Origin of the sequence: Stutzerimonas degradans (genome assembly GCF_024448505.1) — a bacterium.
Taxonomy (GTDB): Bacteria; Pseudomonadota; Gammaproteobacteria; order Pseudomonadales; family Pseudomonadaceae; genus Stutzerimonas; species Stutzerimonas degradans.
Genome location: NZ_JAMOHV010000019.1, coordinates 1 through 11,723, shown reverse-complemented (window position 1 = coordinate 11,723; position 11,723 = coordinate 1). Strand labels below are relative to the sequence as shown.

At 64.4% G+C, this 11,723-nt stretch carries 10 protein-coding genes; 5 read left to right on the top strand and 5 right to left on the bottom strand.

The window, feature by feature from the left end; translation table 11 throughout:
* Positions 1–2: 2 nt before the first annotated feature.
* Positions 3–977 carry a cysteine synthase A gene (gene cysK / locus NAV27_RS18415; protein ID WP_008566970.1) on the top strand — a complete coding sequence of 325 codons (975 nt, stop codon included), beginning with the start codon at positions 3–5 and terminating at the stop codon, positions 975–977.
* A 57-nt stretch (positions 978–1,034) separates the two neighbouring features.
* Here cysK and NAV27_RS18410 read toward each other — a convergent pair whose 3' ends face one another.
* Positions 1,035–1,949, bottom strand: coding sequence for a DMT family transporter (locus NAV27_RS18410; RefSeq protein ID WP_054095189.1), 915 nt, complete (start codon positions 1,947–1,949; stop codon positions 1,035–1,037).
* 156 nt (positions 1,950–2,105) lie between these two features.
* Between NAV27_RS18410 and aceK the strand changes: the two genes are divergently transcribed.
* Complete coding sequence (gene aceK, locus NAV27_RS18405) at positions 2,106–3,824, top strand: bifunctional isocitrate dehydrogenase kinase/phosphatase (RefSeq protein ID WP_102829370.1); 1,719 nt, start codon at positions 2,106–2,108, stop codon at positions 3,822–3,824.
* A gap of 194 nt (positions 3,825–4,018) precedes the next feature.
* The gene (locus tag NAV27_RS19180; RefSeq protein ID WP_284692194.1) at positions 4,019–4,144 is read left to right on the top strand and encodes a PA1414 family protein; all 126 of its coding nucleotides are present in this window, start codon (positions 4,019–4,021) and stop codon (positions 4,142–4,144) included.
* A 16-nt stretch (positions 4,145–4,160) separates the two neighbouring features.
* Here NAV27_RS19180 and NAV27_RS18400 read toward each other — a convergent pair whose 3' ends face one another.
* Complete coding sequence (locus NAV27_RS18400) at positions 4,161–4,838, bottom strand: glutathione S-transferase (RefSeq protein ID WP_102829371.1); 678 nt, start codon at positions 4,836–4,838, stop codon at positions 4,161–4,163.
* 87 nt (positions 4,839–4,925) lie between these two features.
* On the opposite strand from NAV27_RS18400, the gene NAV27_RS18395 reads away from it, so the two are divergent.
* Entirely contained in the window at positions 4,926–5,507 is a 582-nt protein-coding gene (locus NAV27_RS18395; RefSeq protein WP_102829372.1) for a tRNA-uridine aminocarboxypropyltransferase, read from the top strand.
* 52 nt (positions 5,508–5,559) lie between these two features.
* Here the strand turns inward: NAV27_RS18395 and NAV27_RS18390 are convergent, their stop codons facing one another.
* The 3 genes from NAV27_RS18390 to NAV27_RS18380 are packed head-to-tail and all read right to left on the bottom strand — an operon-like array spanning position 5,560 to position 10,496.
* Positions 5,560–6,912, bottom strand: coding sequence for an HlyD family type I secretion periplasmic adaptor subunit (locus tag NAV27_RS18390; protein WP_102829373.1), 1,353 nt, complete (start codon positions 6,910–6,912; stop codon positions 5,560–5,562).
* A 49-nt stretch (positions 6,913–6,961) separates the two neighbouring features.
* Entirely contained in the window at positions 6,962–9,112 is a 2,151-nt protein-coding gene (locus NAV27_RS18385; protein ID WP_102829374.1) for a type I secretion system permease/ATPase, read from the bottom strand.
* A 31-nt stretch (positions 9,113–9,143) separates the two neighbouring features.
* Positions 9,144–10,496 (bottom strand): TolC family outer membrane protein, encoded by a 1,353-nt coding sequence (locus NAV27_RS18380; RefSeq protein ID WP_102829375.1) that lies wholly within the window; start codon positions 10,494–10,496, stop codon positions 9,144–9,146.
* Between the two features lie 426 nt (positions 10,497–10,922).
* On the opposite strand from NAV27_RS18380, the gene NAV27_RS18375 reads away from it, so the two are divergent.
* The coding region (locus NAV27_RS18375; RefSeq protein ID WP_256055316.1) for a retention module-containing protein at positions 10,923–11,723 on the top strand (801 nt) is incomplete at its 3' end.

Genomic DNA, 11,723 nt, shown 5'->3' with positions numbered 1-11,723 from the left:
TGATGAGCCGCATCTACGCCGACAACGCACGCTCCATCGGCAACACGCCGCTGGTGATGATCAACCGCCTAGGCCCCAAGGGCGTGAGCATCCTGGCCAAGATCGAAGGCCGCAACCCGGGCTATTCGGTCAAGTGCCGGATCGGTGCCGGAATGATCTGGGACGCCGAGGAGACCGGCCGTCTCAAACCGGGTATGACCATCGTCGAGCCGACCTCCGGCAACACCGGCATCGGCCTGGCCTTCGTCGCCGCTGCGCGTGGCTACAAGCTGATGCTGACCATGCCGGCGTCCATGAGCCTGGAGCGGCGCAAGGTGCTCAAGGCGCTCGGCGCCGAGCTGGTGCTGACCGAGCCGGCGCTCGGTATGAAGGGCGCGATCGACAAGGCTACCGAGATTGCCGCGTCCGATCCCGAACGCTACTTCCTGCCGCAGCAGTTCGAGAACCCGTCGAACCCGGGCATTCATGAGCGCACCACCGGTCCGGAAATCTGGAACGACACCGATGGCGGCGTCGATGTGCTGGTCGCTGGCGTGGGCACCGGCGGCACCATCACCGGCGTTTCGCGCTACATCAAGAACACCAAGGGCAAGCAGATCGTCAGCGTGGCGGTCGAGCCGACCAGCTCGCCGGTGATCACCCAGGCCTTGGCCGGGGAGGAGATCAAGCCGAGCCCGCACAAGATCCAGGGCATCGGCGCCGGGTTCGTGCCGAAGAACCTCGACCTGTCGCTGATCGACCGCGTCGAGCTGGTGGATGACGAAGAGGCCAAGAACATGGCCCTGCGTTTGATGCGCGAGGAAGGCATCCTCTGCGGCATCTCCTGCGGCGCGGCGATGGCGGCTGCCGTGCGCCTGGCCGAGCGCCCGGAAATGCAGGGCAAGAACATCGTGGTGATCCTGCCGGACTCGGGCGAGCGCTACCTGTCGACCATGCTGTTCGCCGACCTGTTCAGCGAGCAGGAGCTGGTGCAGTAAATCCCACGGCGGGCTTGGGACGCATGTGCCTGCGTCCACTGGCTCGCCCGGCGGCGTTCATGTCCGTCCATCCGTGGCGGGCACCGGTTGCGCCGGCGCCTGCTTCAAGACCAGCCACAACGCCAGCGCTATCAGCGCGCCACCATAGACGTAGGCCCAGGACAGCGGCTCGCCGAGCAGCAAAGCGCCCCAGAACACACCGAACGGCGGAATGATGAAGGTGACGGTCAGGGTCTTGACCGGGCCGATATCGGCGAGCAGGCGGAAGTACAGGATGTACGCAAACGCCGTGCAGACCACGCCGAGGCCGATCAGGCTCAGCCATACGGAACCGCCGCCCCAGCTTGCCGGCGGCGCCTGCAGGAGCGATACACCGAACAGCGGAAGCAGGCAGAGCGTGGCACCGGCCTGACTGCCGAACGCCACCAGCTCGCTACCGAGGCCGCCGTGATGGTTGATCCAGCGCCGCGTCAGAAAGCCACCGAGCCCGTAGCAGGCGGTCGCGCCGAGGCAGGCGAGGGCGCCGATCAAAAGATCGGCATCGAATGACACCGGCCCGGTGCGCGTCAGCACCATCACGCCGGCCAATCCGCAGAGCACCCCGACGACCTTGGCCAGCGTCAGCTCCTCGGCGAAGAACAGCGCGCCGATGAGCACGCCCATCAGCGGCGTCGTCGCATTGAAGATCGCCGAATAGCCGGCCGGCAGCAGCTGGGCGGCGAGCGCGTACAACGCGAAGGGAACGCCGGAATTGATCACGCCGAGCAATAGGCACAGGCCGAGCTTGCCGCGAAAATCCCAGCGAGTGCGCCACGCCAGCAGGATCACTAGCAGCCCGAGGGTGGCCAGCACAACGCGGAAGAAGGCGGTGGGAAAGGTCCCGAGCACCGGGGCGATCACCCGCATGAATAGAAAGCTGGCACCCCAGATGGCGGCCAGGCTGATGAGGCGGAACAGGTCGATGGCTCGCATGTGGCGCTCCTGTCGCGGAGCGGCAAGTGTTGTCGGTGCCCGCGCAGCCGGCAAGCCGGAAGCGACTTTCAAAGCCAGTGCCTGACGGTCGGCCGACTTTCCTTGCGCGGGGGCACTGGCTAAGCTCGCCATTCCTTCCTTGCCGCAGAGACTCCCATGGAGCAGCAACCGGCTACCGAAATCGCCCGGCAGATACTGCTGGGCTTCGATGACTACCGCGAGCAGTTCCGCCTGATTACCGAGGGCGCGCGGGCGCGCTTCGAGCAGGCGCAGTGGCAGGAGGCGCAACAGGCCTCGGCGGCACGGATCGCGCTCTACGAGCAGAAGGTCAGCGAAACCCACCGCCGCCTGCTGGCGCGTTTCCCCAAGGAGCCGCTGCTGCAGGTCGAGTACTGGCCGCAGATCAAGAGCGCCTACATCGAACAAATCAATCCGCGCTTCGACGATGAGCTGTCCGAAACCTGGTACAACTCGATCTTCTGTCGGCTGTTCAGCCACGATTGCATCAGCGACGGCACCATGTTCATCCATACCACCCGCCCGTCGGCTCAGGCCCGCCAGCGGTTGGCGCAGACGCGCAAGTATTTGCCCAAGGGCGATCTGACCGGCGCGCTGGAGCAGATACTCGACGACTTCGCCTTCGCCGTGCCCTATGCCGACCGAGCGGGCGATCTGGCGCGGCTGCAGGGGCAGCTCTGCGATTCGCTGCCGGACTGGGTGTGCAAGGACCCCGAGCTAACCATCGAGCTGTTCGCTTCGGTGCTCTACCGCAACAAGGGCGCCTACCTGATCGGCCGCATCTTTACGCGTGACGAGCAATGGCCGCTGGCAATCCCGCTGCTGCACCGCGAGGGCAAAGGCATCGTCGCCGACGCGCTGATCACCGACGAGGCGGAAGTGTCGATCATCTTCTCCTTCACGCGCTCGTACTTCATGGTCGAGGTGCCGATTCCGCTGGAGTTCATCGGCTTCCTCAAACGCATCCTGCCCGGCAAGCACATCGCCGAGCTGTACACCTCGATCGGCTTCTACAAGCAGGGCAAGTCGGAGTTCTACCGCGCGCTGATCAACCACCTGGCCGGCACCGACGACCGATTCATCATGGCGCCCGGCGTGCGCGGAATGGTGATGAGCGTGTTTACCCTGCCGGGCTTCAACACAGTGTTCAAGGTCATCAAGGACCGCTTCTCGCCGATCAAGAGCGTCGACCGCGCCACCGTGATCGAGAAGTACCGCTTGGTGAAGAACGTCGACCGGGTAGGGCGCATGGCCGATACCCAGGAGTTTGCCGATTTCCGATTTCCCGTTTCCAAGTTCGACCCCGATTGCCTGGCCGAACTGCTGGAGGTTGCGCCGTCGACCGTGCAGGTACAGGACGACACGGTGCTGGTGCGCCACTGCTGGACCGAACGACGCATGACGCCGCTGAATCTCTACCTGGAAAACGCCAGCGAACAGCAGTGCATCGAGGTACTGGAGGACTACGGACTGGCGATCAAGCAGCTGGCGGCGGCGAATATCTTTCCCGGCGACATGCTGCTGAAGAACTTCGGCGTCACCCGCCACGGCCGCGTGGTGTTCTACGACTACGACGAAATCTGCTTTCTCACCGAGGTGAACTTCCGACACATCCCGCCACCACGCTACCCGGAGGACGAGATGGCCTCCGAGCCCTGGTACTCGGTCGGTCCCAACGACGTGTTTCCCGAGGAGTTTCCGCGCTTTCTCTTCACCGATCCGGCGTTGCGTCGGCTGTTCGCGCGGTTGCATGGCAACCTGTACGACGCCGATTACTGGAAGGGGCTGCAGGAGGCCATTCGCGCCGGCAAGGTGATCGACGTGTTCCCGTATCGTCGCAAGGGTGAGCGCTACTGAGGCGCGTGCCGGCGAGCGATCTTTGAACGCCTGCGCACGGGCGGCGGTCGCAACTAGCAGGAGGCGCGGCTCATGCGTGGCCGAGGAGCACCGCTTGCGTTACGAGGCGGGCAATTGGCCCCGAGTTGGATTACGCTGTTGATGAAGCCGGCATGGCTCCGATGTGGCCCGTTATCAAGCAGGAGGGTTCGACCATGAAAGCAAGGCTCAGAGAAATGTGCTGGAAGCTGGCTGTTACGCTCGGGCTGGTCGAGCCGCCGCGCATGCAGCCCATCCCCATCCGCGCGGAACGCGACCCCGCCGCACAACGGCGCCGGTAAGCCGATAGCGCAATCGTCAGCCCTGCCGTTGCGGTTGCGCCGGTCCGCCTCGTTCGGTGGCACGCTGGTAAGCCGGGCGTTGGCGGATGCGCTGGAGAAAATCCATCAGACGTGGACGGCTTGCGTCCAGGCCGGCGCGGGCCTGCGCCGCCTCTAGCGGAAAACTCATCTGAATGTCGGCGGCGCTGAACGCATCGCCGGCAAACCACTTCGTCTGTTCCAGCGCCGCTTCCATGTGATCCAGATGCGTTTTCAGCTGCGGCCCGATGAAGGCCGATTGCGCGCCTTTGGCGATGGCGCGCGCCACCGGCCGCACGAAGAACGGTAGCGGCCCCTCGGCGATCCGGTCGAAAACCAGCTTGAGCAGCAGCGGTGGCATCGCCGAGCCTTCGGCATAGTGCATCCAGTAGCGAAAGCGCAGGTGCTCGGCGCTGCCGCTGGGTGGCATCAGGCGGCCATTGCCGTAGCGCTCCAGCAGGTATTCGAGGATCGCCGCCGATTCGGCGAGCGTCAGCTCACCGTCCGTCACCACCGGCGATTTGCCGAGCGGATGAACGGCCTTCAGCTCCGGCGGAGCGAGCATGGTCTTCGGGTCGCGCGCGTAGCGTTCGACTTCGTAGAGCAGTTCCAGCTCTTCCAGTAGCCACAGAACGCGGTGCGAGCGGGAATGCTCCAGATGATGGACGGTGATCATGGTGTTTCCTCGTGACGGCCCGCGGCAAGCATAGACGGCCTGCGCCGATCGGCTCGCTATGGCAGACTGCGCCGCCGAGGTGAAGCCATGTCCCGACCCCGCTGCCCGCGCTGCCAGCGCCCCCAGATGCAGTGCCTGTGTGCGCTGATTCCGTCGCTCGAGAGCCGAACGCACGTGCTGATCCTGCAGCACTCGAGCGAGGCCGGGCACGCGCTCAATACCGCGCGGCTGGCGGCGCTCGGTCTGCGTAATGCGCAGTTGCTCGTCGGCGAACACTTCGAAGAGCCGTGCGGCGATGGCCGTCCCACCTATCTGCTGTTTCCCGGCGAGGATGCGCTTGAGCTGGGCAGCCTGGCCGGCCGCGCGGAGCCGGTGCGCCTCGTCGTGCCGGACGGCACCTGGCGCAAGGCGCGCAAGCTGCTGCATGTGAATCCCTGGCTGGCGGCCCTGCCGCGAGTGGCGCTGCCGCCTGGACAGCCGTCGCGCTATCGCCTGCGCAAGGCGCCGGCGGCCGATGCGCTGTCGACCGTCGAGGCAGTGGCCTTTGCGCTGAACGGGCTGGAGAGCACCACGCGTTTCGAGGCGCTGTTGCGGCCGTTCGACGCGTTGATCGAAGGGCAGATTGCCGCGATGGGCGAGGAGGTCTATCGCCGCAACCACGAGCGCTGACAGCCTTGTGAGGCTGTTGGTGCATAAGCTGCCTCGCCCTTTCAACAACCGGTTAGCGCTCGCGTAGCGCCTCGTAACGGGCCTTGAGCACCGGCTTGAGCATGTAGTCGAGCACGCTCTTCTGCCCGGTGATGATGTCCACCGTGGCGACCATGCCGGGAATGATGACCAGTGGATGTTCGGGCGAACCCAGGAAGTTCTTCTCGGTGCGCACCTGGATCAGGTAGAAGCTGCGACCTTCGCGGTCGGTGATGGTGTCGGCGCTGATCAGCTCCAGATTCGCCTTCAGGCCGCCGTAGATGGTGTAGTCATAGGCGCTGAACTTCACCATCGCGCGCTGGCCCGGATGCAGGAAGGCGATGTCCTGCGGGCGTACGCGCGCTTCGATCAGCAGGTTGTCTTCCAGCGGGACGATCTCCAGCAGGTTGCTGCCCGGCTGCACCACGCCGCCGATGGTATTTACGTTCAGCTGCTTGATGACGCCATGCACCGGCGAGACGACGGAGGTGCGGCTGACGCGGTCCTGAATCGCCACGCTGGTGGCGGTGATCTTCTGCAGGTGCGTGCGCGCCTCGTTCAGTTCCTTGAAGGCCTCGGCACGGAAGGCCAGCTCGGACTGCTCGATGCGGCTCTGGATTTCCTTGGTGGCCGCCTCGGCGCGCGGCAGGGCGAGGGTGGTGGCATCCAGCGCGCCGCGTACGTCCACCATGCTGCGGCGCAGACGCAGGATTTCCACTTCCGATACCGCACCGGCCGCAACCAGCGGGCTGGACATGTTCAGTTCCTGCTGGATCAGCCCGAGGCTGGCGCGGAACTGCTGCTGCTTGGAGCGAAACTCCGCCACTTCCTGCTGCTTCTGCGCCAGTTGCTCGCGCAGGATGCTTTGCTCGCTCTGCAGGCGCTGCTGGCGCGACTGATAGAGCGCCATCTGATCCTCGGCCAGCTGTGGCTGAGCGCGGGTGATCGCCTCCGAGAGCACCAGTGGCGTGCCTTCGGCCTCCGCGGTGAGCCGCTCGACATGCGCCTGCAGGGCGAGGCGCTCGACTTCGGACTCCTCCTGATTGGAGAGGAAACGGGTGTCGTCCAGGCGCAGCAGCATGTCGCCCTTGTTCACCACCTGACCCTCGCGCACGAAGATTTCCGCGACGATGCCGCCTTCGAGGTTCTGGATCGTCTGCACCTTGCTCGACGGAATGGCCTTGCCCTCGCCGGTGGTGACTTCGTCGAGCACGGCGAAATGCGCCCAGGTCAGCCCCGCGGCGATCAGCAATGCCACCAGCCATACCGTCAGCCGGCTGATCCACGGCGAATCCTCGAGGATGGCGCCCTGTAGCGCCGGCATGAACTCGGCGTCCTGCCGCGTTCGCGCGGCGCCGGGGAAATAGACCCAGGGAAAGAATCTCATGCCAAAACTCCCGCAGACAGGGCACGGAGATACCGCATGGCACAGACCGTCATACCGACGCCTGACCGATATGGCCTTTGCGCAGCGCCTCGATCACCGCCGCCTTGGGGCCATCGGCGACCACGCGGCCGTGGTCCAGCACGACCAGCCGCTCGACCAGGCTCAGCATGGACATGCGGTGGGTGATCAGCAGCAGCGTCTTGCCGTTCGCCCAGGCCTGCAGGTGCTGGCGCAGGGTATCTTCGGTGCTGTTGTCCAGCGCGCTGGTCGGCTCGTCGAACAGCAGAATCGGCGGATCGAGCAGCAGCGCGCGTGCCATCAGCACCATCTGCCGCTGGCCGCCGGAAAGCAGCTGTCCGCGCTCGCCCACCGGGCGGTCGAAACCCAGCGGATGCTGGCGCGCCAGTTCGTGCGCGCCGGTCAGTTGGGCAACCTCGAGCATGCGTTCGTCGCTGACGTAATGCGCGCCGAGCGTGAGGTTGTCGCGCAGGCTGCCGGCCAGCAGGGGCATGTCGTGGGAGACATAGCCGATCTGGCTGCGCAGGTCGGCGACATCGATCTGCCGCAGGTCCAGTCCGTCGAGCAGGATCTGCCCCTCGGTGGGCGTATGCAGACCCATGATCAGACGCGCCAGCGTGCTCTTGCCCGAACCGCTGCGGCCGATGATCGCGACCCGCTCGCCGGGGGCGATGCGCAGGTTGATGCCACGCAGCGACGGCGTGTCCAAGCCGGGATAGGTGAAGTTGAGCTGCTGGATATCCAGCGCGCCCTTGAGGCGGGTGCGCTCCAGCGGCCGCTGCTTGTCCCTGCGCTCCTGCGGCAGGGCCATCAGCGCATCGGTGCTCTTCATGGTCAGCCGCGCCTGCTGCAGACGAGTGATCAGGCTGGCGATCTGCCCGAGCGGCGACAGCACGCGGCTGCCGAGCATGTAGCAGGCGACCAGCGCACCGACGCTGAGCTGGCCGGCGATGATCAGGTACACGCCGCCGACGATGGTCGCCATGCCGGCGAACTGCTGCAGAAACAGCGTGCCGTTGATGGCCACCGCCGACAGCAGGCGGGCATCGCTGTCCAGTCGGGTGAGCGCGCCGTGGGTGGCTTCCCAGCGGTGCTGGCGCTCGCTTTCGGCCCCGCAGGCTTTCAGGGTTTCCAGTCCGCCGAGGGTTTCCACCAGCAGCGCCTGACGTTCGGCCGCCAGCGTCAGGCTGCGGCGCACGGTGTCGCGCAGGCGTGTCTGGATGATGAAGGCGAACAGCGCGGTGATTGGGAAGGCGAGCAGCGGGATCACCACCAGCCAGCCGCCGATCAGGCCGATCACCAGGATGATCAGTAGGGCAAAGGGCAGGTCGATCAGGCTCGTCAGCGTGACCGCGGTGAGGAAGTCTCGCAGCCCCTGGAAGTCATGAATGCTCTGCGCGAAGCCGCCGACGGTGGCCGGGCGGGCGCTCATGTTCATGCCGGTGATGCGCTCGAACAGCGTGGCCGAGAGCACCATGTCGGTCTTCTTGCCGGCGGTATCCAGCAGATGCGCGCGCAGCACGCGCAGCAGCAGCTCGAACGAAGTGCCGATGAACAGGCCGATCGCCAGTACCCAGAGCGTGGCGGTGGCCTGGTTGGGCACCACCCGGTCGTAGGTCTGCATGACGAACAGCGGCACCATCAGGCCGAGCACGTTGATCAGCAGCGATGCCAGCATCGCATCGGCATACAGCCAGCGTGACAGCTTGAGCGTATCGCGAAACCATGCGTGCACCCGCGGCAGTAGCGGGCTGCGCGCCTCTTCGAGTTCATGTTGCGGGCGGGCGAAGAACGCATAGCCGCCGTACTCGGCCTGCAGGGCGGCGACGTCGACCCATTCCTCGCCGCCGTCGGCCTCGCACGGCAGGATCAGCGCCTTGCCGTTGTCGCCCCACTTGCTGAGCACGGCGCTGGTGCCGTCACGCAGTAGCAGCAGCACCGGCAGGTTAAGTGGATTGATTGCCGTCAGTTCGCGCTTTAGCACGCGCCCCTGCAACCCCGCGCGCGCCGCGGCGCGGGGTAGCAGGGCCGCCGACAGGCGCTGCTCGGGCATCGGCAAACCAGCGCTGAGGCTGGCGCGGCTGGCGACGCAACCGTGTTGCCGACACAGGATCAGTAGGCCATCCAGCAACGGATCGTCATGACTGAGCCGCGGATCGGCCGAAGGTGCTACCCGCTCCATCGTGGTCAAGTTGCGTACTCCAGTCGAACGATCAGCGCAGATCAGGCAGTTGCGCCTCGCTTCTCACTTCCGTGAGCGCGGTGGCTTCGGTTGGAGCCACGACGTTCTTCATCCGCAGCAGATCACCCATCGCGGCGACCACGCGGTACATCGAGTACTCCTCGGTGTAGCGCACGTCGGTGTAGCGACGGTTGGCGGTGAACAGCTCGTTTTCGCTGTCCAGCAGGTCGAGCAGCGTGCGCTGCCCGAGGCCGAATTGCTGCTGGTAGGCCTGGCGGACGTTGCTGGTGTAGTCGGCGTACTCGCGTGCCTTGGGCGTTTGCAGGCGGGCGTTTTCCATCGCGTTCCACGCCAGCGAGAGGTTCTCGTTCAACTGGCGCAGGGCGTTGTTGCGGATGTCCATGGCCTGGTTGATCTGGTGCGAGGTGGCACGCAGACGGGCCTTGTCGCGATTGCCGTTGAACAGGTTGTAGTTCATCACCACGGCGGCCCGCCACTTGTTGTAGTGGCCTTCCTCGCCGCTGATGTTGTCGTTGGCCATCGTCGCCAGCTCGACATCGAAGCGCGGATAGAACGGCGACTTGGCGATCTCGTACTGTTTCTCCGCGGCCTGGACATCGGCCTGCGCGGATTTCAGGTAGGGGTTGTTCTCGACCACCCGCTGCCTGGCTTCCAGCACATTGCCCGGCATCTCGCCACGCAGCGATGGAGGCGCTTCCAGCTCATCGGGCATGCGACCGACCACGCTGATGAAGTTGGCTTCGGCGTCGGCGAGGTTGACCTGTTCGGTATACAGGTTGTTCTCGGCCAGCGCGCGACGGGCCTCGGACTGGTCGGAGTCGGCGCTACTGCCGACGCCGCGCTGACGGCGCAGGCCGATCTGATCGTTGATTCGCAGGTGCGTTTTCAGGTTGTTCTCGGCCAGCGCCACCATCTCGCGGCGCTTGAGTACATCCAGGTAAACCTGAACGGTGCGCAGCGCCAGGCTTTCCGTGGTTCCCAGCACCTGATAGGCGCGCGCGTTGACGACGGCCTCGGTGCGATCGACTTCATTCGGCGTGTTGAAACCGTCGAACAGCATCTGGCGCAGACGCAGCTCCGCGTTACGCGCGTTGAGTGTTTCGGAGTGATCGCCGCCGATGCGTGTGCTCGGGCTGTCGGTGTTCTCCCGGCCGTAGCCCAGCAGCATGTCGACGGTCGGCAGGTAGCCGCCCTTGGCCATCTTCGCCTGTTCATCAGCCGTCAGCCGGCTGTTGATGTCCGCGCGTAGCTCGGGGTGATTGGTCAGCGTGCTCTGAATGGCTTCCGTGAGATTCATGGCCTGCGACTCGGAACAGGCCATAGCAATCAGCATCGCGCTCCAGAGGGGGGTCAGTCTACGCATTTTTCGAGCCCTACCTGTTGAGTAATGAAGCAGATGATCGATAACTTGTAACTATCGATCGTTGTTTTGTTTTGTGATTAATTCCACATTCCTGATTTCAGTATATGCGGAGCGAAAGAAGGTTTGGTTATGAAAAATTTTCCTATAAAAAAAATTCTGATAGCAATTTGATATGCATCCTAGCCCCCGTAAAACGGGGCATGCATTGATCTGAGTCATTGTCGGGATTTCTTTTGGAGATAGCGTGAAAGCATGAAAACCGGTGCTACGGTATTAATTGAATTCGTTTAAATCGAGGTAGTCGTTAATCTGCGAAGATGTTTCAGAAATAGCATTTATTAATTGATTGGTTCAATTTAAAAGCAGAACGCCACTACTGCGCTATTGCAGTATGGCGTTCGTCGCAGAGGCGATTCGGAGGAAAACATGGCCAAGTTGATCGGTACCGTCAGGCAGGTTGTGGGTGAGGCTTTCGCGGTCGGTGAGGACGGCGTACGCCGGTTGCTTATCGAAGGCGATCGCCTGTATGCCGGCGAGCGGGTGATAACCAGCGCAGGCGGGGCGGTGGATATCGACCTGGTCGGAGCTGGCGAGCTGATGCTGGGGCGTGAATCCGACCTGCTGCTCGACGAGCAACTGCTAGTCGCTGCCGAGGGCGGTACCCAGGCGGCACCGCCGATCACGTCGGCCACCGAATTGGCTGACGTCGAGGCTCTGCAGCGCGCCATCGCGGCCGGTGAAGACCCGACTCTGGTCGCTCCGGCCACGGCCGCCGGTCCGGCAGCTGGCGGCGCGGGCGGCGCCGGCGGCGGTAATTCCTTCGTGCTGCTGAATGAAGTCGGTGGCGCTATCGACCCCACTATCGGTTTCCCCACCCGGGGCCTGGGCGGCATCCCGGAGTTTCCCGATCTGGAAGTAGCACCGCTCGAGGAAACGCCGGAGCCGGCGGATGGCATTCCCCTCGCTGTCGATGACCTGACACAGATCAGCGAGGACACACCGAGCATCGCAGGCAATGTGCTGAGCAACGACCAACCGGGCAGCGATGGCGGTATCCGCGTCGTTTCGGTCGGTACCGTCGCCGGCACCTTCGGTCAGCTGGTTCTCAATGCCGACGGTACCTACAGCTATGCGCTTAACAGCAGCCTGCCGGCCGTACAGGGCCTGGACGAGGGCGAAACCCTCACCGAAACCTTCACCTACACCATGCAGGACGCCGACGGCGAC